This is a genomic window from Acinetobacter sp. QJM3NY_42 (assembly GCF_056173745.1).
In genome coordinates, this window is sequence record NZ_CM149689.1 from 566,091 (window position 1) to 589,662 (window position 23,572).

At 42.6% G+C, this 23,572-nt stretch carries 21 protein-coding genes; 14 read left to right on the top strand and 7 right to left on the bottom strand.

Going from position 1 to position 23,572, the window contains the following annotated elements; all coding sequences use genetic code 11:
• Positions 1-7: 7 nt before the first annotated feature.
• From AC0VYT_RS02650 to AC0VYT_RS02685, 8 genes are all read left to right on the top strand, one after another.
• Positions 8-484 carry a DUF4468 domain-containing protein gene (locus tag AC0VYT_RS02650; RefSeq protein WP_005016278.1) on the top strand — a complete coding sequence of 159 codons (477 nt, stop codon included), beginning with the start codon at positions 8-10 and terminating at the stop codon, positions 482-484.
• 51 nt (positions 485-535) lie between these two features.
• Positions 536-1,309, top strand: coding sequence for a hypothetical protein (locus tag AC0VYT_RS02655; protein ID WP_005016277.1), 774 nt, complete (start codon positions 536-538; stop codon positions 1,307-1,309).
• On the top strand, positions 1,309-3,804 hold the full coding sequence (locus AC0VYT_RS02660; protein WP_005016275.1) for a hypothetical protein: 2,496 nt from the start codon (positions 1,309-1,311) through the stop codon (positions 3,802-3,804). Before AC0VYT_RS02655 ends, AC0VYT_RS02660 begins: the two co-directional genes overlap by 1 nt.
• 61 nt (positions 3,805-3,865) lie before the next feature.
• Positions 3,866-4,234, top strand: a complete 369-nt coding sequence (locus AC0VYT_RS02665; protein ID WP_005016274.1) for an RNA methyltransferase — start codon at positions 3,866-3,868, stop codon at positions 4,232-4,234.
• A complete protein-coding gene (locus AC0VYT_RS02670) occupies positions 4,234-5,289 on the top strand; it encodes a phage tail fiber protein (protein ID WP_005016273.1) in 1,056 nt (351 codons plus the stop codon). The genes AC0VYT_RS02665 and AC0VYT_RS02670 overlap by 1 nt, the downstream gene beginning before the upstream one ends.
• A 36-nt stretch (positions 5,290-5,325) precedes the next feature.
• Positions 5,326-5,577 carry a holin gene (locus tag AC0VYT_RS02675; protein WP_005016272.1) on the top strand — a complete coding sequence of 84 codons (252 nt, stop codon included), beginning with the start codon at positions 5,326-5,328 and terminating at the stop codon, positions 5,575-5,577.
• Positions 5,574-6,353: an N-acetylmuramoyl-L-alanine amidase gene (locus tag AC0VYT_RS02680; protein ID WP_005016271.1), complete on the top strand. Its 780-nt coding sequence runs from the start codon at positions 5,574-5,576 to the stop codon at positions 6,351-6,353. Before AC0VYT_RS02675 ends, AC0VYT_RS02680 begins: the two co-directional genes overlap by 4 nt.
• A 527-nt stretch (positions 6,354-6,880) precedes the next feature.
• Complete coding sequence (locus AC0VYT_RS02685; protein ID WP_005404580.1) at positions 6,881-7,531, top strand: HEPN domain-containing protein; 651 nt, start codon at positions 6,881-6,883, stop codon at positions 7,529-7,531.
• A gap of 21 nt (positions 7,532-7,552) precedes the next feature.
• On the opposite strand, the gene AC0VYT_RS02690 is transcribed toward AC0VYT_RS02685, so the two are convergent.
• Together AC0VYT_RS02690 and AC0VYT_RS02695 are read right to left on the bottom strand one after the other, a co-directional pair.
• Positions 7,553-8,743 (bottom strand): MFS transporter, encoded by a 1,191-nt coding sequence (locus AC0VYT_RS02690; protein ID WP_005016267.1) that lies wholly within the window; start codon positions 8,741-8,743, stop codon positions 7,553-7,555.
• Between the two features lie 215 nt (positions 8,744-8,958).
• Positions 8,959-9,882: a DMT family transporter gene (locus AC0VYT_RS02695; protein ID WP_005023465.1), complete on the bottom strand. Its 924-nt coding sequence runs from the start codon at positions 9,880-9,882 to the stop codon at positions 8,959-8,961.
• Between the two features lie 919 nt (positions 9,883-10,801).
• Here AC0VYT_RS02695 and AC0VYT_RS02700 point away from each other — a divergent pair.
• From AC0VYT_RS02700 to AC0VYT_RS02710, 3 genes are read left to right on the top strand one after another with little or no spacing between them, the layout of a single operon-like run.
• On the top strand, positions 10,802-11,929 hold the full coding sequence (locus AC0VYT_RS02700; RefSeq protein ID WP_005016259.1) for a Re/Si-specific NAD(P)(+) transhydrogenase subunit alpha: 1,128 nt from the start codon (positions 10,802-10,804) through the stop codon (positions 11,927-11,929).
• A gap of 11 nt (positions 11,930-11,940) precedes the next feature.
• Positions 11,941-12,264 carry a proton-translocating transhydrogenase family protein gene (locus AC0VYT_RS02705; RefSeq protein WP_005016254.1) on the top strand — a complete coding sequence of 108 codons (324 nt, stop codon included), beginning with the start codon at positions 11,941-11,943 and terminating at the stop codon, positions 12,262-12,264.
• Positions 12,265-12,267: 3 nt separating this feature from the next.
• A complete protein-coding gene (locus AC0VYT_RS02710; protein WP_005016243.1) occupies positions 12,268-13,725 on the top strand; it encodes an NAD(P)(+) transhydrogenase (Re/Si-specific) subunit beta in 1,458 nt (485 codons plus the stop codon).
• 625 nt (positions 13,726-14,350) lie between these two features.
• On the opposite strand, the gene rsfS is transcribed toward AC0VYT_RS02710, so the two are convergent.
• From rsfS to AC0VYT_RS02735, 5 genes are all read right to left on the bottom strand, one after another.
• A complete protein-coding gene (gene rsfS, locus AC0VYT_RS02715) occupies positions 14,351-14,752 on the bottom strand; it encodes a ribosome silencing factor (protein WP_005016239.1) in 402 nt (133 codons plus the stop codon).
• 89 nt (positions 14,753-14,841) lie between these two features.
• Positions 14,842-15,630: a hydroxypyruvate isomerase family protein gene (locus AC0VYT_RS02720; RefSeq protein WP_005016237.1), complete on the bottom strand. Its 789-nt coding sequence runs from the start codon at positions 15,628-15,630 to the stop codon at positions 14,842-14,844.
• A gap of 19 nt (positions 15,631-15,649) precedes the next feature.
• Positions 15,650-16,516: an NAD(P)-dependent oxidoreductase gene (locus tag AC0VYT_RS02725; protein WP_005016234.1), complete on the bottom strand. Its 867-nt coding sequence runs from the start codon at positions 16,514-16,516 to the stop codon at positions 15,650-15,652.
• Positions 16,517-16,531: 15 nt separating this feature from the next.
• Positions 16,532-17,320: a crotonase/enoyl-CoA hydratase family protein gene (locus tag AC0VYT_RS02730; RefSeq protein WP_005016232.1), complete on the bottom strand. Its 789-nt coding sequence runs from the start codon at positions 17,318-17,320 to the stop codon at positions 16,532-16,534.
• 116 nt (positions 17,321-17,436) lie between these two features.
• Entirely contained in the window at positions 17,437-20,241 is a 2,805-nt protein-coding gene (locus tag AC0VYT_RS02735) for a GacS-like sensor histidine kinase (protein ID WP_005016230.1), read from the bottom strand.
• 152 nt (positions 20,242-20,393) lie between these two features.
• Between AC0VYT_RS02735 and cysM the strand changes: the two genes are divergently transcribed.
• The 3 genes from cysM to rlmD are packed head-to-tail and all read left to right on the top strand — an operon-like array spanning position 20,394 to position 23,557.
• On the top strand, positions 20,394-21,320 hold the full coding sequence (gene cysM / locus AC0VYT_RS02740; RefSeq protein WP_005016228.1) for a cysteine synthase CysM: 927 nt from the start codon (positions 20,394-20,396) through the stop codon (positions 21,318-21,320).
• A 17-nt stretch (positions 21,321-21,337) separates the two neighbouring features.
• Positions 21,338-22,156, top strand: a complete 819-nt coding sequence (locus AC0VYT_RS02745) for a 3'-5' exonuclease (protein ID WP_005016226.1) — start codon at positions 21,338-21,340, stop codon at positions 22,154-22,156.
• A 9-nt stretch (positions 22,157-22,165) separates the two neighbouring features.
• Positions 22,166-23,557 carry a 23S rRNA (uracil(1939)-C(5))-methyltransferase RlmD gene (rlmD, locus tag AC0VYT_RS02750; RefSeq protein WP_005016225.1) on the top strand — a complete coding sequence of 464 codons (1,392 nt, stop codon included), beginning with the start codon at positions 22,166-22,168 and terminating at the stop codon, positions 23,555-23,557.
• The last annotated feature ends 15 nt before the right edge of the window (positions 23,558-23,572 follow it).

A 23,572-nucleotide genomic window follows, 5' to 3' on the forward strand; every position in this document is an offset into this window, starting at 1 on the left:
GGGGCCTATGAAAAAATTATTATTAGCAACAATGTGTGTTATTGCTCCAGTAGTGGTTACTGCTGCTGAAGTCTCAAATGTTTATGAAGTACCTGGCAAAACTCAGGCACAGCTTTTTAATGGAGCTAAGGAATGGATTGCTTTAAATTTTAAATCTGCAAATGATGTTATCCAGTCTGCAGATAAGGACACAGGTACTATCATTGCAAAAGGTAATACTACTTATCAATGTAATGGGGTGGGTGACTGCTTGCTGAATCTGGCTGATAGTACGCTAGAATTTACTTTGAAAATTGATACCAAAGATGAAAAAGCTAGGCTTACTTTTAGTCATTTCAATTTATATCGTATTGGTATTACGGACCATAAACGTACTGAAGGCTATATAGGGAAGAAACAGGAAGAAAATATACAAAAACAAATGACAGCCTGGTCTCAACACATCATAGATTCATTGAAAAATTCTCAGTCTGCTGAATGGTAGAACTAAATATTTAAGAAGCCCGCTTTAAGCGGGTTTTTTTATGGGTGCAATATGCCAACTTCATCATCATCTTATGTGCTTTACGAAAATGTATTTTTGCATTCTTCACTTGTCGCCAGTGCTACAGCAGCCGGATCTCATGTACGTAATGCAGTAGATTGGCGCACACAAACATTTTGGCAATGTGACAGTCCTGAAACTCAAACTTTATCTGTACAACTTCCAACTGCAGTGAGCTGTAGTGCATTTGCGATTGCCAGGCATAACCTCAAAACTGCTTCAGTAGATCAAAAAATACTTTTGCAGTACTTGAACGGTAATACCTGGACAACTGTATGCACATTAACAGCCAATAACGATGATACAAGCCTGTTCTCACGTTTTAATGCGGTGGCTGCAACACAATGGCGCGTTATTATTAATATCAAACCAGGCGCTATTTTCCACATGGCTATATGTATGGCTGGTCAGGCAATCCAGATGCCTTTCGGTATGCCTAAAGGCTTTGTACCACCTAGACATAATATTCAGCTAACGACTCTAACAAATCAGTCAGAGAACGGGGCATTTGTCGGACGTTCAGTAATTCGTGAAGGTTATAAAACAGAAATAAAACAGCCAAGAGTACCTACAGACTGGCTTAGAAATGAAGGCATGAAGTTCGTAAATCATGCCATTAAAAAGCCATTTTTCTTTCAATGGTCAGATCGTTATTTTCCAACGGATTCAGCATATTGCTGGCTTGATGGGAACAATGCCGTTTCAGCTTTTCAGATGCTTGATCGGCAATGGCAATCTTTCAGTATGAAAATTGAGTGCATCTAATGAGCTATGAAGATCAGTCAAAACAGATAGGCCGTTCGCCGATTGAATTTGTCGAGCTGGCCTTGGATCAATGTCAGAATGAGTTCAATACGGCAACTTGCAGTGCCACTGGTGAGCCTTGCTATAAAACCTGGGCAACGTGCAAGTCTAAAAAGGACTATAAGAAAGGTACTAAATCTTATTACTTTGTAAATCAGCGTTCAGATGTGCCGGTTGGCTTTGATGCTTTCTCATTGCTGCAGTCTGTCCAGTATGCACCACAGCAGCTTACACCAGGTAAAGGCTTGGGTGTACGTGGGGCCGTTACAGTCAAAATGACAGATGCAGTTTGGCCAGATCATTTACTAGATCCATATTTCGATAAACGTCCAGAATATGATGAAGAAAAGTTGGGCACGTTCTGGGGCCGGTTTATGGCCAGGAATAAATATCATCAAAACCGGTTTTTAAAAGTGTTCACTGGCTATCTTCAGGATGATGGCCGCCTGTCTTTTTCAGATTTTAAAAGCAGGGCTTATATCGTTGAGAAGATAACTGGCCCAGATCGAAACGGATCTATTTCCATTGTTGCCAAAGATGTTTTAAAGCTGGCTGATAATGATCGTGCTAAATGTCCTCTCGCCACTTCAGCGCGGCTTGATGCGGAAATTACAGCAACTCAAACAAGCTTTAAGATTTATCCGGCAGGAATTGGTGATAAGGAATTTAAGTTATCTGGATATTTGCGGATCTCTGGTGAAATTATGGCGTTTACCCGCGCCGGTGATACGTTCACAGTCCAACGCGGGGCCTTGAATACTGAAGCAAAAATTCAGGATGTAGATTCTACGGTACAGCAAGCCGCTGTTTTTACTGAGCAGCGCGTGCAGGACATTATTTACAGTCTGCTTGTTGATTATGCAGGCGTGCCAGCACAGTACATTAATAAGCCTGTATGGGATGCTGAAAGCAGTAAATATTTAAAGGGAGTATTCAGCGCAAAGATTACTGAACCTGTCGGCGTAAACACTTTAATTGCTGAACTGTGTGAGCAAGGCCAGTGCTATATCTGGTGGGATGAAGTAGAACAGCAGATCCGCTTTAAGGCGTTACTGATTCCAGCAGATGGACTGGTGACTTATAACGATGATGAACATTTTCTGGCAGACAGCCTCACAGCCAGTATTGATACTGAAAGCCGTCAGAGCCGTTTCATTGTCTATTTTGATCTGATTGATCCAACAAAGAAGCTCGATGAGGCAAGCAACTATCGGCAACGGCATATTGGTGCGGATCTGCAATCTGAAATGGATGAAGAATATGGCGCTGCCAAGTCAAAGATCATCTATTCACGTTGGTTTAATGGGGGATCATTTGGACGGGTGCAGGCACTGACCACAGCACTTTTAACCCGTTATCGTGATCCGCCACGGTTACTTAATTTTGATCTGGATGCTGCCGAGCCATTAAAGACCGGTGACTATTTTTATGCCATGACCAGGACAATTCAGGATGTACGTGGTAAGCCTGCAGTACTGCCCATGCAAGTCATGGAAATGCAGGAGAATAAGGCTGGCTCAATCATAAAATTCAAGGCAACGGAACTGATTGCAGTTGAACAGCAAGAACAGCCAGACGGTGATGTCATCATTACTGGTGATGTGTTCGATGTGAATTTACGGGCCATGTATGAAGCAGAGTTTGGTCCACCTCCGGAGACTGGTGAAATTACTTTTTACGTCAGTCCAACTGCCTTTATCTGTAGTTCTAGTGCATATCGGCCAAAACTCACGAACAGATATAAGCTGACATATGATGCCCAGGAAGTTGTTACCGTTTTTCCGGAAACTGTGGAAATTGCTGCTATTGATACTGGTGTTTTTCCTGCCAATCTCACGGTAAACCTGATTATTGCAGGTATAACTGTGGGCCGTGGTGGTGATGGTGCCTTGGGCAATGAAGCTTATTATGGAGGCGGTTCAGTCCCTTCAGACATTGGGCAGCGTAACGGCTATGCAGGCGCACCAGGCTTGCGTAACCGTCACGGTAAACTAAAGGTTGTTGTCGATGGTGGTGTGCTTGCACGTGGCGGATCTGGTGGTGGTGCTGGGGCCAATGGTAAAAGTTCTTATCGTTTTAACGGTATTGAAGGCACCTCTGGTGGTGGCGGTGCGCCTTTTGGACGGGTTTTGTCAGGAATGCAGCCTACTTATGAGACTACTTGGGGCAGAGCATTTAACAATACCAGGGTTCCGTCTAGTACTGATGCAACAAGAGATACACCAGGCACAGGATTTCTGTTTTCTCCAAATCGGGCTGACAGTACAACTACTTCTGGTAATGGTGGCGGTTGGGGGAAAAGAGGTACTGCCGCTGATCCGACTACAGCAGGCTCAGAATGGATTTCTATGAATATTCCGAATGGACAGCCTGGCCCTGGTGGGCCAGCAATTATAGGCATAGCTCCACTTTCTGTAGAAATTAAGAATGGTGGCCAGATCCTGGAAACGGTCTAGGCATTAAATTAAATACAGGCTCGCTTTATGCGGGCTTTCTTTTTGTTAAAAGGAAAATCTTATGGCTCACGCTCCAATCTTTAAAGCGGGTGATACCTTTAATTTACCGGTCTGGCTGCATGATGCTGATCCATCACTGAATATACCTATCAATGATCCATCACGGGGTATTAATGTGGCTGCAGCAGTCGGCTATACATTTGCATGTCAGATTAAATCAATGATTGACCAGTCCTTGATTGCTGATTTGACCTGTACCCCTTATGCAGATCAAAACGCTCAGAAAGGCTGGATACTTTTAAAAAGTGCTGGCGCGACAACCGCTTGGAAACGTGGTTTAGCACAAATGGATATTAAAGTAACTTTGGGGGGTGTGACCAAACATTCAGCCTCTTTTGAGTTTTATATTACAGATGGAGTGACTGCATAATGGCTCAAATTTTAAGTTTTGGCTTTGACTGGTCTCATCAGCCATATCCGATTGCACCAAAGATCAGTCAAATGGCTTTTGCCATGCCTTTAGGTGCTTTTCTTCACAATTTAGATCTCACTCCTGAAACATTTAAAGGCATTTTACCAATTGATAAAGGCGGTACAGGTGGTAAAACAGCGACAGAAGCTCGGAGTAGCTTGGGTCTGGGTGATGCTGCTACGGCAACAGTTACAACTTCAAGTTCTGATACAACCGCTGGTCGTGTGTTGAAGGTGGGTGATTTCGGGCTGGGTAGTACATCACCTTTAATGGGAGAGACTCCGTTACACCAAATTCCAGCAGGCTTCTTTAGATATCCAGATGGCTCAAGCGAAAGACCGCCCGGGCTGGGTAGTTATGATACATATGGGATTATTGTCAAAAAACATACTTTAGGTTACGGTGCGGCAATATGGCTCCCATATGTGTCCCTGGGTAAACAAATTGCTATAACAGCTTTTAGTTCTACACAAAGAGTTCACTATATTCTTAGAACCGATCAAAATACAATGGTTGACTCAAATGGCTTCATTAAAGCTGCCTCTCCAATTGCAAATTTATTTGCTAATTCTATAGAACTGAATGACGAAGCAAAGCAACAGCAAATTACTTTTGAACGTGTAGATCGTGGCCATTATTTAATTAAAGGCTCTAGTGGATTTGCTCAGGAAGGCTGGTATATCGAACTTCCAAAAGATGCTAATGGTAATGTTAAATTCGCGGTTGAATATCAGACATTAGAGAATGGTGATATTGAAATCAAGACGTATAAAAAAGGCTTTGATTTTGAAACATTCTCTATTGTTGCTGATCGTGGCCATCCGATAGATATTGAAGATGGGCGTTTTATCAGCTTACGTTTGCAAGAGCTACCGCAACCAGAGATTGAAGATCCTGAAGAACCTTCACTTGCTCCAGCAGACTTTCAACCTACCAATCTGGCGCAAGCAGTTGCTGAATATATGGAAGCAGATGTACCAAGTGTATTAACCGAACAAGAACCCGCTGAATAAAGCGGGTTTTTTATTGCCGAAAAAATGGGGGCCGGCATGTCTGAAAGTAAAGCAGCAGCAGTTATGGAAATGGCCGCAACGGTATCGTCTGCAGCAACTAAAACAACCTATTTTGGAGGAGCGTCAAGTTTTTTTGCCTTTCTAATTTCTAACCAGGTGATTGCTGTTTTAGGTGTGTGTATTGCATTAGGTGGCTTCATTGTGAACTGGTACTACAAACGGCTAGAAAATCGGCGTGCAGATGAACTGCACAAACTACAAATGAAAAAATTCGGAAATGAATTATGAAACTTATAGAAAACTGGAAGGAGAGCTATAAGCTCTTAACTGTAAAAATCGGCGCTTTACTAAGCGCCTTTTTTACACTCTTAATTTTGTTCTCAGATCATCTGGTAACTGTCTGGAACCAGATCCCGCAAGCCTGGAAAGACCAGATTCCTGAGACTTGGGGGTTTTGGATTGGTGGCATTGTTTCAGTGGCTATGATCTTGGCCCGATTAAAATCACAGCCAAAACTACAGCAACAGCCATTAGGTTTTGTGACAGTTACAGCTGGACATTCAAATTTTGATCCTGGAGCAGTCAATGGCAAGTATAAAGAAGCCGAGCTGGTGACTAATTTCCGTAATGCGGTCAATTTCTACTTGAACCAGGCAGGCATTAAAACGCGGACAGATGGAATAGGTTCTAAAAATGAGCCATTAAGTTCAGCAGTTAAACTCATTAAAGGTTCATCAGTTGCAGTTGAATTTCATCTTAATGCTGCCGGATCTAGCCAGGCAAACGGTATTGAAACGATTGCTTTGCCAGCAGATAAACTTCTGGCCCAAAAATTGTCGAATGCTGTAGCATCAGCACTTGGTTCGCGAGTACGTGGACAGAATGGCTGGATTGATCAAAGCGATTCCGCACGCGGAAAACTGGCTTTTGTAAATGGTGGCGGTTTAATTTTAGAACTTGGTTTTATCTCTAATCAGGATGAACTAGCCCGCTTTAATGCACGTTACTGGTTAGCGGCTCGTGCTGTGGCTAATGTGCTAATTGAACATGAAAAAGGTAATTAGCCTTTTATGCTGTGTGGCTTTAGCAGGCTGCACAGCACATACAGTTAATAGTAATGTGCATGTCACGATATGTGTGCAATGTTTCCCTGGTATTAAAAGCGGATATGCAGATTAATCACTGCATATTCTTCTTGTCGTCCAGTTAAGTTGTCCAGTTATTAGAATTAATGGTTTTAGAATATCTTGCTACTTTATTGCAACCATGATAATTATTAAATTGCGTAAGTTATTATAATTATTAACAATATATAAGTATTAAATCCAGTCCATCATTGGCGCAACCGAAATACGAGGCTGAGGTGACTGAAGAATTTGCATATCCGGACCTGAAGCTAACAGAAAAACGAAGAGGCGTATTATACGGGGTTTAGATCTGATACAACAGGGTAAGCTTTTAACTGTAGGGCCAAATCACGAGGTATAAAATAAAATTAACCTCTGGTCACAATAAGTATTTGAAGTAACCTCAGCTTTAGCGCTATTTTAAAAATATAGACAAGATAAAATAATCATAAGTGGGGTAGGCAATGTTAGTGCTAGAAGAGGTTTTCAGAGCAAAAAAAGCCGAATATCCTGAGCATTTTAATTTGCGGATGCAGCGTAGCATCAGCTGGTTGAAGCAATCGATTGATCTCGATGAAAATCTCGAGCTAAAGATCCTTAGCCTGTGGATTAGCTTACAGGCCCTATATGTGACTTCAAAAATAAACCAAATTTCACATCAAGAAGAACTCTGCCTATTTTTAAAATCACTCTTGCAACATGATGTAGAAGGGAAACTTGAGCGAACTTTATGGGGAAGGCTTTATCCAGCTATACAGACTTATCTGATGAGCCAATATAGCCGGCAGTCCTACTGGCAATATCGTCATGGCCAGCTAACACAGCCAGAATGGCAGATGCAAGATTTACAGGAGCAGCAAAACTGTGAACAGATATTCAGACATAAAGACACTGCTGCATTACTAGAAATAGTATTTGCAAGATTAATAACGCTACATACTCAAATTCTGCAAGGTGGCATCACCTGCAAAAGCCAGTTACAGGCTGAGCTGAATGAGCTGGCTTCCCGTATCCTGACTACATTGCTTCCTGTGTTAATTTTAATCATGCTGGAACATGGAGAATGTTTTACCCATAGCCAGCAGCCTTTTTATCCTCAAGTTGCAGTTTGCTAGCTTCTAGGTGATCAAAATTTTTTAAACCTGCTGCGGCTCATGCTTGATCAACTGGTCAATCAGGGCAAATATTGTTGCAGCTAGAGCCAAAGAGAAACCAGCCAGACAGGTCATCAGCCATCCCCCATGATGCCAAGCATAAATTCCTAATGCAGAACCGCCCGCAGCTCCAATAAAATACATGGTCATGTAAATGGCATTTAAACGGGATTTGGCATCTGGGCGTAGCCGGAAAACAATATTCTGGTTGCAGCTATGCACTATTGCCAAACCCAGATGGATTATACCGAAGCCAGTGACATAACTTATTAAGCTATGCTGGGTAAAATAAAATGCAATCCAGCTGATACCTAATAGCCCGCAACCGATCCAGGTAAGAATCCGGGTATAACCTTTATCTGCCTGTTTACCAATCCACTGGGTGGATAAGGCACCAAATATGCCCATAAGAGGTATCAAGCCAATCATAAAGTCAGGTAGCTGGAATGCAGGCCCTGAAAGTAATACTGCAATTGTTGAAAAAAGTGTACTGACCGAAGCGAATGCGCATCCACCGACGAGTGAGCGTAAGACCAAACGGTTTTCTTCTTTAATCAGGCTGGCCATCGAACTAAAGATTTGCAGATAGCCCATCTTGAAACGCATGACATAAGGCAGCCGACTTTTTAGCAGGTAAGCCAGGCATAACATCATGACCGCGCTAGCCAAATAAATAATGTTCCATTCAAATAGATTGGATAATACGCCTGCCAGACTCGTTGAAAGAAGTATCCCGATTAACAAGCCACTCATTAAAAAACCAACGACCTCTCCGGTCTTTTCCGGTTGAACCGCCATGGTAGCCAGTGGAATGAGTACCTGAGCAGCAACTGAAAACAGACCTGCTATAACAGTGCCAACCCAGAGCATAGGCAGGTTGATAGCAAAACCACAAAGAAGCAGACCAATAGCAGCAAAAAACATGAGTAAAGGAATAAATCTGCTTTTATTGAGAATATCCCCTAAAGGTACAATAAACAGCAAGCCTAGCGCATAAGAGACCTGAGCAAAAGTAACAGTTAAAGCTGCTTGGGCCTCAGTTACGGCAAAATATTGCTGAATAGAATGTACCAGTGGCTGACAATAATAATTTACTCCTGCACATAGCCCACATGCGATTGCCATTAGCCAGAGCAGTGGTCTGTTCTGGCTAATATCCTGAGAGTTATCCATTTTACTTTTCCGGAATTAAAAAATGGCCAAATCTGGCGGTTACTTTTCTGAAACTGTATTTGCTATAGAGATGCAGGGCAGCTCCAGCTTACATCAAGTTGCTGCTATTCTACTTTGATACGCAGTTATTTAAGATTCTTCATGCACTCTTTTAGCACATTATGAAAATAACTATTATAGACAAGCAGAATATCTAACTTCCATAAAAGTAAAATTCAATGCTGCAGCTTTCGCTTACTTAATGTAATTATCATTACACCAACAATATTTAAGATACATCCTAGCCACTGCCAGCCATTCAGGTATTCGTCTAAAAATACTACGGCCAGAAGCAGTGTCAAAATTGGTCCAATAGAGGCAATCATGGCTGATTGCGCTGCACCCAATCGCTCTATACTCTGCATGAGTAAAATAGTGGGCAATACTGTCACCAGAATTCCTAGTGCAATACCGTACCAGATCACAGAGGCAGGTAACTGTGTAATCAGTACTAAAGGTTGGGGGGTAGCAAGAAAATAATGTATTAAAGTACCACTACAAGCCACACTCAGGGCTAGGCCTGTAAAATTCCAGGAACCAAATTTATGGATTAGGTGCGGTGTAAGCAAAAGGTAAGCTGAAAAGGCCACAGCACTGGCAAAAACCAGTCCTGCACCTAACCATAAAGAGTTTTCAGGACCAGACTGATGTTCCTGTAACATCACTAAAACTGTACCACTATAGCTGAGTAAAATTGCAAAAAGCATTTTTGGAGCGAGCTTTTGCCGGTAAATCAGACTAGAAGCCAGTACCGTTAGAGTTGGATATAAAAACAGGATAATCCTTTCCAGTGAGGCACTGATAAACATTAATCCTAAGAAATCAAGCCAGCTGGCAAGGTAATAGCCAAGTATGCCCGCCAACACCAGTAATAACCATTCTCGCGGTCTGATATCCTGATTACGGTGACGATTCAGCCAGCAAATAACAAGAAAAAAGGGTAAGGCACTCGCCATTCTCAGGGCCATTAATAGCGTAGCGTCAACCAGTGGAGAAAGAGCATAAGTCTGCTTGATAAAAATTGCTTTGGTACTAAATAGAAAAGCAGAGCAAATGGCAAACAGGGAGCCAAGCTGTATCCGGGTAATGGAGAATTTCATTTTATAGTCTTGTTTAATCATTTTGCCTGATGCAGCCAGAGCGGCAAACGTATCGATACTTGAATTATAAAGTTTTACCGTAGTGAGAGAAAATATAAAAAAGTCATTAATCCTTAAAGCTTAGGGAATAAGTTAATTTGTTAAGATCATCTATTAGAGAAAGATTTGCTTGATTAGAACACAGCAGAATAATCACTATGTATAGAAATTTAATTTATACAGTCTTAACTCTTGTTCTGTTTATGCCCAAAAATAGTGCAATTTAAATCAAAAAATAGAAATGGATCAGCTGTTCATCATCAGATAAAATGATGAAAAAACTTTTTCTGTAAATTTCTATATTTTTTCAAACTATGATAAAGCTCTAGATTTAACAAAATATCTATCACTACTAAGTGTAGCTAACCAGTTTAATATGCTTTATCCATGATTCACTTTTTTGCCTAGAACTTTAAAGATTACTGCTATTTTCTTATTTTGATGAACTCACTATTCTGTCAGAAAAGCAAAATATGCCGTCATGTAGAATTAAATTGAGCACAGGTTACTGGAAAATAAAGTCGGCAAGTGGCGTGATGAATGTTTAAAAGTGTTCCATTCATTGTCAGAAATGCCATTCAATGTTGCTATAGAAAATTATAAAAAATATATAACAAGGAAATTAAAAGAAAGAACGGAGAAAAAATAAACAGAATGAATAAAAAATATTCATTTAATGTATAAATAATAATTATATTTTATGTTTGGATTTTTTATATTTATGAATCATCAGTTCAAAATATAGGTATTTATTAAATAAATATTGGGTAGTATTTTAAAACGGTTCAATTAGAATCCAGAAATTCAACAAGAATACATCCTGGGGGAAACATCGTTTTTGGCGATGTTTACTTAAGAAAAATTAGCTTGAGGAACGCTCATGCAGATCGGAATCCCAACCGAAACTGTTATCGGTGAAAATCGTGTGGCTGCTACGCCAGAGACAGTAAAAAAGTTGATCAATGCTGGTCATAGTGTCGTTATTGAACGTGGAGCAGGGGTTAAAGCTGCTTATATAGATAGCGCTTATGAACAGGTTGGTGCAACCATAACCGATGATGCCTATCAGAATAGCCAGATTATTTTAAAAGTTCGGGCACCTAAAGGGGAGGAGATTCAGAAACTTTCTCCTCATACAACGGTTGTGGCAATGTTTGATCCATATCGTAATACTGAGCTTGATCAGTTTGCATCACAACAGGTTTCTGCATTTGCCCTTGAGTTGTTGCCCCGTACTTTGTCTCGTGCACAAAATATGGATGTACTGTCTTCACAGGCCAACTTGGCCGGTTACAAATCGGTATTGCTGGCGGCCAATGAATATCAACGTATGTTCCCAATGCTGATGACCGCGGCTGGTACTGTAAAGCCCGCCCGTGTAGTAGTCATGGGAGTGGGTGTTGCAGGCCTGCAGGCAATTGCAACAGCGAAGCGCCTGGGTGCAGTAGTTGAAGCAACTGACCTGCGTCCAACTGCAAAAGATCAGGTTGAGTCTTTGGGTGGCAAATGGCTGGATGTACCCATGTCTGCAGAAGAGCAGCAACGTGCTGCGGAAGCTGCAAAAAATGGTTACGGCTGGATGCCTGGTGAACAATATATTAAAGATCAGGCCGCTATTGTTGATAAAGCTGTTTCCAATGCCGATATTGTAATTACTACGGCACTGCTACCTGGCCGCGATGCGCCGCGTCTTATTAAAGCTGAAACTGTGGCCAAGATGAAACCGGGCTCAGTCATTCTGGATATGGCAGTTGAGTCAGGCGGTAATGTAGAAGGCTCAAAATGTGGTGAGACAGTCACGACCAGTAATGGTGTAAAAATTCTGGGTGTGCCGAATATTCCTGCCACTGTGGCGACAGAAGCTTCGGCATTGTATGCCCGTAATGTATTCAATTTTGTCGAAACCATGTTTGATCAAGAAAAAAACTTTACGGTTAACCTGGAAGACGAAATTCAAAAAGCTCTGCTGGTCACTCACAATGGCCAAGTCCTACTTAAACGTGGTTAAGGAGACTGCTCATGGTTGAAACTATTACAATTTTTGTCCTGGCCATCTTTGTGGGTTATTACGTGGTATGGGGCGTTACTCCGGCATTACATACACCGTTGATGGCAGTAACCAATGCACTTTCCTCAATTATTATTGTAGGTGCCATGATTCAGACAGTAGGTATGCCTGTGTTTGGTGTGGACGCAAATGTAGCGTTCCAGAGCATCAATGTAGTGAGTGTACTTGGTGCAATCGCAGTCTTTCTGGCCAGTATTAATATTTTTGGCGGTTTCGCTGTAACGGCACGCATGCTTGAAATGTTTAAGCCAAAGCAAAAGAAAAAAGAGGGCTAATAAATGGAATTTATTCGAGCAAATGCGGATTGGTTCTACCTGATTGGTGCCATTCTTTTTATTCTGACCTTACGCGGTTTATCAGGCCCTAAAACAGCGATTGCTGGTAACCGTTATGGCATGATTGCTATGGCGATTGCGGTAATCACTACATTCTTTGTTGCAGATCATCCAGTCATCTGGATGATTGTAGGAGCAATGGTACTGGGCGGGTTAATTGGTATCGCCCGGGCACGTACTGTACCGATGACTCAGATGCCGGAAACTGTAGCTTTAATGCATTCTCTGGTGGGTCTGGCAGCAGTTCTGATTGCGATAGCAGCCATTCTGCATAATAACCAGTTCAGCGCATTGTTTTTACAAAATGAAGCGGCCCTGACTGCTGCTGGAGTTGAACATGCCCATATGAACAAGGTTCACCTGTTTGAACTGTTTGTGGGTTGTTTTGTAGGTGCAATCACCTTTACAGCCTCAGTATTTGCTTACGGTAAATTGGCTGCAAAGAAATGGGCTAAAACGATCTCTGGTGGCTGGGTAAAACCAGTACAGGCGATTATCTTTATTGCCATGTTAGCATATGGTTTTTACTTCTTTACAACAGGAAACATGCAGGCGTTCTGGGCAATGACTATCTTGGCACTGGTCTTTGGCTGGGTATGGATTGCACCGGTTGGCGGTGGTGATATGCCGGTAGTGGTTTCGTTACTTAACTCTTTTTCTGGCTGGGCGGCTGCGGGTATTGGTTTTACCCTGGAAAATAATATGCTGATAGTGGCAGGTTCACTGGTGGGTTCATCAGGTGCTATTTTGTCTTATATCATGTGTAAAGCCATGAATCGCTCTATCATTAATGTACTGTTTGGTGGCGCAATGGGCGGTACTGCGGTCGCAGGAAGTGCAGCCGCAGGTGAGCAGATGCAGCGTAACCACCGTTCAGGTTCAGCTGATGATGCTGGCTTCCTGATGTCAAATGCAGACAGTGTAGTAATTGTGCCAGGTTATGGAATGGCGCAAGGTCGTGCGCAAAATGCAGTCAAGGAGTTAGCCAATCTGTTAAAAGAGCAGGGTGTTACTGTACGGTTTGCAATTCATCCGGTTGCAGGCCGCATGCCAGGGCATATGAACGTTTTACTTGCTGAAGCTGATGTACCTTATGAAGATATTCTGGAAATGGATGAGATTAACTCAGATTTCCCAGCAACTGACGTGGTACTGGTAATTGGTGCAAATGATGTGGTCAATCCGGCTGCTAAAGATGATCCAAACTCGCCAATCTATGGTATGCCAATTCTTGAAGCGCATAAGGCACGTACTATCATGGTAATCAAACGTTCAATGGCAACTGGTTATGCTGGCCTCGATAATGACCTGTTCTACAACGAAAAAACTATGATGATTTTCGGTGATGCGAAGAAAGTGGTCGAGGATATGACCAAAGCAATTAATGGCACGGGTCACTAATTTCTAAAAAATAATCAAAGCCACCTTAGGGTGGCTTTTTTATAATCTTATTTAATGTAGGTAAACAAAATTTATTCTAAGCTACTATATAGTATTCAATTTAGCTTTCCTCATCTGTTTTATAGTATTTATTAAAAACTAAAGAAATCATTTATAACTCTTTCTATTATTTATATTGAATCTACTGTCTTATAGACTGGCAGGGTTAAGCCTGCAGGTTTAATTTAAATTGCTATTTCTTTTAGGAAAAATATATTAAAAATAAAAAATAATTGATCTGCTTTACGTTTTATATCCTCTATCTTTCATTCATATCCGCTACTTAATAGGAGTAGTAATGCATAGTATATTTGCTTGAAATAAGTACTTTTAAGATGGTGGGCAATATGCTGCCTCACCTTTTCATATTGAATGCGGGAGACTAGGGAATTTTAAATATTGCTATTTAGAAGGATTTAACCGGTTTGAAATTTTATGCATTATTCAACTTAAACTGATCAAAGAAACAGATCATATCCGAAAAAAATAAGTGGAATATCGGTTTTTTAAGAGCTTTATATGATGAATTATTAAAAAGATCCTAAATGTAAAAAAGCGACCGAAGAGGTCGCTTTTTCAGGGAGTTTTACGCTACAGATTCAGGTGCATTACGCCATAAGCTTTCTAGATCGTAGAACTTACGTGCAGTAGGCAGCATCACATGTACCACTACATATCCTAAATCAATCAGGATCCATTCTGCATCACGTTCGCCTTCAATACCTATAGGACGGAAACCGGCTTTACGTGCTTCATCAGCAACATTATCAGCCAAAGCTTTTACATGACGTGTTGATGTACCACTTGCGATTACAATTGCATCAGCAACATTACTAATTGAACTGACATCAAGTTCAATAATATCTTTAGCTTTTACATCGGTTAAAGCATTGTGCACAACTTTTAAGCATTCCTGCACACTCTGGCTTTGAGAATTCATGGCGAGATCGTAAGAATTAGACACGCTGGGCGATGGTTCTAAATTCATAAAAAACATATTTTCCAAACTATTATTCAGTATCTAATATAGCGCTTTTGTGAACAGATTTCAAATTATCGCGCGTAACATTTTATGTATTAAATTTGATCAGGAAAATATTTATTTTTCCAGTGAAAAGAAGTGCTTGAGTGAGCTCTTGGTTTATATTCTGCGGCAATAAATCCTGAATATTTACTTTGCTTTAACCAAGTGAAAATCTCTGAATAAGAAATCTGGGCCGTATCAGGCTCATGTCGTCCCGGGCAGTCAGCAAACTGAATATGTCCAATTGAAGCAATGTTTTCTTGCAAGGATGCCAACACATCTTCACCCATCATTGCCATATGGTAGCAATCATATTGCATTTTTAAGGCTGGATGGTTGACTGCTTCAAGCATTTCCTGAGCCTGTGCTATGTTTTGTACCAGGAAGCGTGGCATGTCTGTGCCATTGATCATCTCAAAAACTGGCTGAATTCCCTGCTCTGTCGCAAGGTGACAGGCCAGTTTCAAGTTGTGTGCCAAGGTGTTCAGACAAGGCAGTAAATCTGCATCTTCTGGCTGTTTGCCGGCCAGTATATTTATACTAGGTACTTTAAGTGCTATGGCATAATCAATGGCCTGTTCAAGAGCACGATGAAAGGCAATTTCCTGCCCCGGGACTCCTGCTAGGCCATTACCGCCTTGCATCAGGTCGCCAGCCGGTACATTGATCAGACATAGACCCAATTTGTATTTGTGCAGCTGTCTGGTAATCTGTTCTATTTCGAGCTCATAAGGAAACTGGATTTCGACATGCTGGAAGCCATGCGCATGAGCAAGTGCAAAACGCTCAATGAGTGGCACTTCAGTAAAGATCATGGACAGATTAACTGCAAGCTTACACATGTTTTCATTCCTTGAACAATTAAGATTTGACCTGCTGAATCACGGTAGCCAGGTCTTTTTCCGCAAAACCATTTTGCTGGTGTGAAGTTAACTGTGTTAAGGCCTGCTTTGCTACAGGTATATCAAGTTTGAACTGTTCTGCCAGCTTAACTGCATTGCCCAGATCTTTTGATAAAGTCTGCACTTTCCATTGTACCGGTTCAAATACATGAGTAGCCATACGCGGAGCAAGAATCTGAAACGGTTTTGAGTCGGCAAAACCACCTGCAAGTGCAGGAGCTAATAGTCGGGTATCAACACCAGCCTGTTCTGCTAGCGCAACTGCTTCGGCAATTAATATACTGTTGGCCGCAACGATGAGCTGGTTGCAGATTTTGGTCGCCTGACCTGTGCCTGTTTCTCCCATACGAGTCACACGTTGTGACAAAACATTGTAGACTAAGGTGAGGTCCTGAATTTTTTCAGCATTTCCACCAACGAAAATCACTAGTGTTCCCTGTTCGGCTCCTGCTGTACCCCCTGATACGGGAGAGTCAATCCAGTTGACATGTTGCCGTCGGGCTGCCTGTGCCAGTTCCAGGGTTTTATCTACTGATAGACTGGAAAAATCTACAATGGTCTGGCCGGGTTTTAAATAGGGCTGGATCTGGTTGAAAACTTGCTGGACAGCCTGATCATCTGCCAGACAAGTCAGAATAATTTTATAACGTCCCAGTTGCTCCAGATCTAATGCTTTTGCACCTGTGTCAAGCAGGGGGGCGCAAGCAGAAGCTGTCCGGTTCCAGACTGCGACCTGAAAGCCGGCATGAATCAGGCGTGCAGCCATGCGGCTTCCCATCAGTCCCATGCCTAAAAATGCTATTGGAGTGTCACGGTTAAAACTCATCAGTCTCGCTCTCTATTATTTGTATTGACGCGGCAGATATTCAATTTCAGGACGTTTATCTTTTTGACGGGCAAGACGTGTGTTTTTTGCTAGTAATAACTTGAATTGCCAGATTTTTTCTAGCCGTAATGACTGTTTTGGCTGATGTTGCATTGCTTCCAGAACCCGTTTTGCAGCCAGTAAAGCATCAGGTGAGCGTTGCAGCATTTCTTGTGCCAAAGCTTGAGCCCGTACTAGAGGCTGTTCATCCAAATGAGTTACTAAACCAATTTCTTTGGCATATTGAGCTTTGAAAATCCGTGCGGTCAGTGTTAATTCCTTAGCCAGATCTATACCCACCAGACCTTTTAAAGAACGTGACAGACCCATATCAGGAACTAGGCCCCAGCGACTTTCCATGATCGACATCTTTGTTTCAGGGTGGGCAATGCGAATATCGGCAGCCAGTGCAAGCTGCATTCCAGCACCAAAACAGAAACCTTCGAGGGCTGCAATTACCGGAACTGGCAGGTTTTGCCAGACCAGAAAGGCTTTCTGGAAAAGGCTTTGACCGGGTTTGAGCAGCTCCCAAACAGCATAGGCCCGGTTTTTAGGATTATTGAGGTCACCCAGATCAATACCCGCGCTAAATACATTGGCCTCACCTGTTAGAATAACACAGCGGATGGAACGATCTTTTTCTATAGTTTTGGCTGTACTGACCAGTTCACGTAACAAAGCAAAACTCATTGCATTACGTTTCTCTGGCCGGTTCAGATAGACTATCGCTATACCATTATTTTTTTCTATATGCAGTAGTGCCATTTTTCTAACTCTTATTTTCTCTCTTGAGGCTGAGCATACCATCGCATGACCTCAGATGCATGACAGCCGAGTCACGTAAATGAGCGGTGTCTTTCATTTAAGTCAATTTATTTACTTTAAGAAGCATCCAGAATGTGCCGGGCAGCAGTCTCAACTTCATGAATGATTGCTGTTAGTTCATCAAAACGGTTTAAGGTTTCCTGAATAAAAGCTTCATCTGCCTTACGGCATTCTTTGCGCAAGGTGGAGACAAACTGTTCAAAACTTCCGCTGGTCTCCTGTAACTTGGGCGTACCTACATAACGGGTGGCGCCATATAGACGGTGCAGTACATGTTCAAGTTGGGGGAAATCTTCCAGCTCAATCAGTTGCTGCATTTCAGCCAGTTCAGCCGGAAAACTGTCCACCAGCATCTTAAGCAGATCATGGGCCAGGTCTTCCTTGTTCGCTGCCAGCTGCAGGCTCTGTTGCCAGTCCAGAACTTCAGGGTCTAGAGCATCAAGTAAAATACCGCTTTCAATTGCGGGAGGCTGATTAAACTGATTATTGGTCCACTGCGTCAGGATATGAATCAGCTGATCAATCTGAATGGGTTTGGTGACATAGTCATCCATCCCTACTTTCAGCAGTTTATTTTTTTCATCGGCTAAAGCATGAGCAGTCAGGGCGATAATCGGTAGATGGACTTCTCCCTCTAGCGTTGACTCCAGTGAGCGGATAGCCCGGGTGGTGTCAATTCCCGACATTACCGGCATCTGGATATCCATAAAGATCAGGTCAAATAGTTTTTCTTTGCGCTCAATCTGATGATGCAGGATATCTAGTGCTTCCTGCCCACTGAGCGCTTTGGTGGTTGTAACGTTAAGCTCGCCTAGTAATGCCTCAAGTACAATCAAATTTGGTAAGTGATCATCGACAGCCAATATATGCAAGCCACGGCCATTAAAACTTTCAAGGCTATCCTGTTCAAATACTGGCTGGTTGCTGAGTAGCTGAATTAATGCGGTACGGCTAAGAGGCTGATACAGAGGACGTGCACGATATTCAGTAAGAATATTCGGCTCAAGCACCATCTGGTATCCATAAACAGCAAGATGTCCCGAATAGCGGCTACGAATTTCTTTTAGTAATGCTTCACTGTCACCACTATGGTCTACAATGAGCCAGGTATTCTCACTCTGGTCTTTTAGCTGGTTCAGGCGGCTGAACAGATCCAGAATTGACTGTGTCTCAGTATGTTTAACCTGATAATTTTCCAGATAATGACGCAATACGTTAGCAGTAGCTGGATGGGCCAAGAAGGATAAAACATGAATATGTTCGAAATTCGGATGTTGCTGTTCATGCTCATCTTCTACGCCAAACATGGCGGTAAACCAGAATGTTGAGCCCTTTTCTGTAGGTGCACGCTCCTGATTATCTTCAAATCCGATTTGTCCCTGCATCAGGTGTACTAACTGTTTAGAGATTGCAAGCCCTAGACCTGTTCCTCCAAACTGGCGTGTTACCGAAGTATCACCCTGTGAGAAAGACTCAAACAGTTTTTTGCGATCAGTACCGCTCAGACCAATGCCGCTATCCTGCACACTGAAATGTAAGAGACATTGTTCCATACCATCTTGTTCCATCCGCGCCCGGACAATAATCTCACCATCTGGGGTGAATTTGATTGCATTGGAAATCAAATTGGTCAGAATCTGCTTGAAGCGCAGTACATCACCTACAATATATTGCGGAACATCATCACCATAATAAAATGCCATATCGATCTGTTTTTGTGCGGCAAGGGGTGACAGCATATCCATTACATCAAAAATAGCTTCCTCAAGATCAAATGGTGCAGTTTCAAGCTCAAGCTTACCGGCATCAATTTTAGAAAAATCCAGTACATCGTTAATCAGGGCCAGCAGGTGAGCAGAAGATTTACGGATAGTCTGCAAATACAGGTTCTGCTCATTGCTAAGATTATCCTGCCTTAGCATCAAGTGAATAAAACCGTCAATACTGTTTAGCGGGGTACGTAATTCATGCGAGATATTGGCTAGAAATACTGACTTGGCCTGATTTGCAGAAATTGCCTGATCGCGTGCCTGGCGATAAGTAATATTCTGAACCTCTAAGGTGTCCAATGTCCGGCGCAGGTCATCTTCAGTCTGTTCGGTATGTTCTTTTAGCTCCAGAAAGCTAAAATGTAGGCGTTTCACTACATTGGCAATATCGCGCTGTAAGAGTCTCAGCTCGCCAGTACTATTAATAATAATGTGCTGGTCTAAAGTATCGACATTTAACCGCTGTAGCTGCATGCGGATCTCATACATCGGCGCAATCCAGCGCCGTGAATAAAAATTCAGGCACAGTAACAGCAATAATAAGGTTAAAAGCCCGGTAGCGATCAACACTATCATGACCCGGTAACGCGCAATTTCCAATGGCTGGTTGTCCATTTCAATAACCAGCCAGGCTTTATTGGCTGGATCAGAGGATATCTGCAAGCCATAAAGATGATTGTGATGATAGGAAACAGGTCCAAAAAAGATAGAGTTTTGTGGAGGCTTTATTTGGGATGGCTCGCTTTGGAAGCCTATATCTAAATAGCTTTTACCATTTTTATCAATAATCATGGCACCTTGCAGGTGCTGCTCAATAAACATGTACTGTAGAATGTTACGTGCTTGAGTGTAACGGTCGGGGTTTTGACTAAGCAAATAAAACAACTGCTGGGCTACATGCTCATAGCGAGTCAGAATTGCAGTGGCTGTATGGCGCTGCTGGGCCTTAGCCGCATTCGAAGTTTCAGTTAAAACCAGTGCCGCGCCAACACATGCAAGAACCATAATGGGGACAAAAATCAAGGCAATAAGCTGCCCATAGGCATGATTTAAATGTAGGCGCTTGGATAGTTTCTTATTCAGATTCGACATGGCTTGAGCTGTTCATTCCCCATGCAGGCATATTAGCATGCTTTATATAAAACTGGCCGTGCATTAAGCGGTTTTAAGAAAACCACGTTAAATGAGTGCAGGCGCAAGCATTTTTTCATACAATACTGATCACCTCGATATAGGTGCATACAATGACAACGATGACCCCTGACTTTACCGCGGATGAATTTCTGCTGGACTATTATGTTGGAAAAACTCCACTGGTACGTTTACAGCGCTTGGCTAGCCACACTCGAGCGACTGTACTGGCCAAGCTTGAAGGAAATAATCCAGCTGGCTCGGTAAAAGACCGCCCTGCTTATAATATGATTATGCAGGCTGAAAGGCGTGGACAGATCAAACCGGGTGATACGCTCATTGAAGCCACAAGTGGAAATACCGGTATAGCGCTAGCAATGGTAGCGGCTATGCGTGGTTATAAAATGAAGCTGATCATGCCGAGCAATATGAGTCAGGAACGTAAAGATGCCATGCTGGCTTATGGTGCTGAGCTGATTGAGGTGACACCACAGCAGGGAATGGAAGGTGCCCGTGACCTCGCGCTGCAAATGGAGCAGGACGGTAAAGGTTTGGTGCTTAACCAGTTTGGAAATCCGGACAATGTAGAGGCCCATTATCTCACCACAGGACCAGAAATCTGGAAACAGACGGGGGGTAAAATCACCCATTTTGTTAGCTCTATGGGTACGACCGGTACCATTATGGGGGTATCAAAATATCTTAAAGAGCAGAACCCGGATATCCAGATTGTGGGCTTGCAGCCATCTGAGGGTTCAAGTATTGCAGGTATTCGCCGTTGGCCCGAACAATATCTTCCTACAATTTTTGACCGTAGCCGTATTGACCGCACGATCGACATTCCACAGATTGAGGCTGAACGCACTATGCGCAGATTGGCTCGGGAAGAGGGAATCAGTGCCGGTACTTCATCAGGTGGAGCGGTCTGGGCTTCTTTACAGCTTGCAGAAGAAAATCCGGATGCCGTCATCGTCTGTATAATTTGTGATCGTGGTGACCGTTATCTGTCTACCGGTTTGTTTTCAGCTGAAGATAAATAATTATTCAAGAGAATTACATGCGCTTACCTGTCCTGATTTTTGATATCGAAACACTGACCGACTTGAAGGCAGGTGCGCACCTGTACAATCTGGATTTACCGGATGATGAGCTTGAACAGGCTTTGATTAAGCTGCGTCGTCAAGAAGCAGGGACTGATTTTCAGCGCCTGCCTTTACACGAGATTGTCTGTATTTCAGGCCTCTGGGTTGATGAACATGGCATGCGGCTATTTTCTTTTAGTCAGGAGCAGTATGCTGAGGCAGAAATTCTCAGAAAGTTTCTTTCCATTTTTGAAAAGCGCCATCCCACTCTGGTGAGCTGGAACGGGTCACAGTTTGACTTACCCGTTATTTTATTTCGCACCATGTATCATGGTCTTTCTGCTCCGAGCCTGTTTGATCAGGGCGAAATTGATATTCAGAAGCGCTATAATAATTACCAGAACCGTTATCATCACCGTCATGTCGACCTAATGGACGTGATGGCCATGTTTAATGGCCGCAATTTTCAGAAACTTGATGACGCTGCACAATTGCTGGGTTATCCGGGCAAGCGTGCAGAAGGTTACCGAGTGCCTGAGCAGGTACAGCATGGTGAATGGCTAGAGCTAAGCCAACACTGTGAAGGAGATGTGCTAAATACTTGGCTGATCTATCTGCGTTGGCTACTGTTGAAAGGTCAATTGCTTGCAGAAGATCATCGTTTCTGGATTCAATCCACAATTGCGTATTTAAGCCAGCAGCCACAACAAGCGGATTTTGTTCGCCTGTGGCAAGACAGTTCGCAGCATACCGAATTTACTTCACATTATATTTTTCCTACAGTTAGAGATTAGGTTATTTCCTTGAGACACAAAGCTAAACCGCGTTCGGCTCAACCTGCGCATTATGTATTTAAGGTTGAGGTGTTTTCCCATGAAGGACGGGGTATTGCTCACTATGGAAATGAGCCGGGACATCCGGTAGAAAAGCAGGGTAAAAAGGTTTTTATTACCGGTGCCTTGCCAGGAGAAACTGTTCAGGCCCGAATCACTCATCACACCAAAAGATTGGAAGAAGCAGACAGTGTTCAATTACTGAGTGAGCCATCCTCATATCGTATTGAACCCGTCTGTCCGCATTTTGGTCTATGTGGAGGATGCAGTCTTCAACATATGCACCCAGATGAACAGATCCGTTTCAAGCAAGACGTCCTGGCTTCACATCTTAAGCATTTTGCTGCCATTGAACCTGAAGAGTGGCTACCCGCTTTACGTTCGACTCGAGAAGACTACCGTCGTAAAGCCCGTATAGGGGTGCGATTTTTAGCTAAAGAGCAAAAGCTGAAATTTGGTTTTCGTGAGCGTCAAACTAATCATCTGGTCTCTATTCAGACTTGCAAGGTACTGGACCGAGCTATGGCTGGCCACTTAAATGAGCTACAATTGTTACTCGAAAGTCTAACAGCCAAAGCAGCCATTGGGCATATAGAATTGGCCATGGGTGATCACGATATTGCTTTGGTCATTCGTAATATAGAGAAATTACCTCAAGTCGATGTCAACCAATTAACACAATATGCGTTAAGCAGGCAGTGGCAACTGTATTTGCAGCCTGCTGGACCAGAGAGTTTGTATCGGGTAGATCAGCCGGATGCATCAAAGTATTTGCATTATCGTCTGGAAGAGTTCGATATCGATTTTGCTTTTTCTCCACTAGATTTTACTCAGGTTAACTCTACAGTGAACTCGCAAATGGTCAGTCTGGCATGTAATTTGCTAAATCTACAGCCAGGTGAGCGTGTACTTGACCTGTTTTGTGGATTAGGAAACTTTTCTTTACCTCTGGCTCGCTGTGTAGGTGAGACCGGTCAAGTAATTGCTGTAGAGGGAAGTGAAGACATGGTTAAACGCGGTACTGAAAATGCCCGTAGCAATAAATTATTGAACGTGCGTTTCTATTCACAAGATTTAACAAAAGATTTTTCTTCTCATTCTTGGGCAAAGCAGGGTTTTGATGCATTATTAATTGATCCTCCGCGGGCAGGAGCAGAAGAAGTAATGCATTATCTTCCTAATTTTAATGCGAAAAGAATCGTTTATGTTTCATGTAATCCAGCAACTCTGGCAAGAGATGCAGGTATTTTGGTAGAGCATGGGTATCGGTTAAAAAAAGCTGGTGTGATGGATATGTTTACTCATACCGGGCACGTAGAATCAATTGTGTTATTTGAAAAAATTAACAAGATAAACGATTAAAAAACATGAGTTACA

Excerpts from the sequence above, each read along its gene's own strand:
- AC0VYT_RS02650 (WP_005016278.1), top strand. The coding sequence starts at position 8 with ATGAAAAAATTATTATTAGCAACAATGTGTGTTATTGCTCCAGTAGTG.
- AC0VYT_RS02655 (WP_005016277.1), top strand. The coding sequence starts at position 536 with ATGCCAACTTCATCATCATCTTATGTGCTTTACGAAAATGTATTTTTG.
- AC0VYT_RS02660 (WP_005016275.1), top strand. The coding sequence starts at position 1,309 with ATGAGCTATGAAGATCAGTCAAAACAGATAGGCCGTTCGCCGATTGAA.
- AC0VYT_RS02665 (WP_005016274.1), top strand. The coding sequence starts at position 3,866 with ATGGCTCACGCTCCAATCTTTAAAGCGGGTGATACCTTTAATTTACCG.
- AC0VYT_RS02670 (WP_005016273.1), top strand. The coding sequence starts at position 4,234 with ATGGCTCAAATTTTAAGTTTTGGCTTTGACTGGTCTCATCAGCCATAT.
- AC0VYT_RS02675 (WP_005016272.1), top strand. The coding sequence starts at position 5,326 with ATGTCTGAAAGTAAAGCAGCAGCAGTTATGGAAATGGCCGCAACGGTA.
- AC0VYT_RS02680 (WP_005016271.1), top strand. The coding sequence starts at position 5,574 with ATGAAACTTATAGAAAACTGGAAGGAGAGCTATAAGCTCTTAACTGTA.
- AC0VYT_RS02685 (WP_005404580.1), top strand. The coding sequence starts at position 6,881 with ATGTTAGTGCTAGAAGAGGTTTTCAGAGCAAAAAAAGCCGAATATCCT.
- AC0VYT_RS02690 (WP_005016267.1), bottom strand. The coding sequence starts at position 8,743 with ATGGATAACTCTCAGGATATTAGCCAGAACAGACCACTGCTCTGGCTA.
- AC0VYT_RS02695 (WP_005023465.1), bottom strand. The coding sequence starts at position 9,882 with ATGAAATTCTCCATTACCCGGATACAGCTTGGCTCCCTGTTTGCCATT.
- AC0VYT_RS02700 (WP_005016259.1), top strand. The coding sequence starts at position 10,802 with ATGCAGATCGGAATCCCAACCGAAACTGTTATCGGTGAAAATCGTGTG.
- AC0VYT_RS02705 (WP_005016254.1), top strand. The coding sequence starts at position 11,941 with ATGGTTGAAACTATTACAATTTTTGTCCTGGCCATCTTTGTGGGTTAT.
- AC0VYT_RS02710 (WP_005016243.1), top strand. The coding sequence starts at position 12,268 with ATGGAATTTATTCGAGCAAATGCGGATTGGTTCTACCTGATTGGTGCC.
- rsfS (WP_005016239.1), bottom strand. The coding sequence starts at position 14,752 with ATGAATTTAGAACCATCGCCCAGCGTGTCTAATTCTTACGATCTCGCC.
- AC0VYT_RS02720 (WP_005016237.1), bottom strand. The coding sequence starts at position 15,630 with ATGTGTAAGCTTGCAGTTAATCTGTCCATGATCTTTACTGAAGTGCCA.
- AC0VYT_RS02725 (WP_005016234.1), bottom strand. The coding sequence starts at position 16,516 with ATGAGTTTTAACCGTGACACTCCAATAGCATTTTTAGGCATGGGACTG.
- AC0VYT_RS02730 (WP_005016232.1), bottom strand. The coding sequence starts at position 17,320 with ATGGCACTACTGCATATAGAAAAAAATAATGGTATAGCGATAGTCTAT.
- AC0VYT_RS02735 (WP_005016230.1), bottom strand. The coding sequence starts at position 20,241 with ATGTCGAATCTGAATAAGAAACTATCCAAGCGCCTACATTTAAATCAT.
- cysM (WP_005016228.1), top strand. The coding sequence starts at position 20,394 with ATGACAACGATGACCCCTGACTTTACCGCGGATGAATTTCTGCTGGAC.
- AC0VYT_RS02745 (WP_005016226.1), top strand. The coding sequence starts at position 21,338 with ATGCGCTTACCTGTCCTGATTTTTGATATCGAAACACTGACCGACTTG.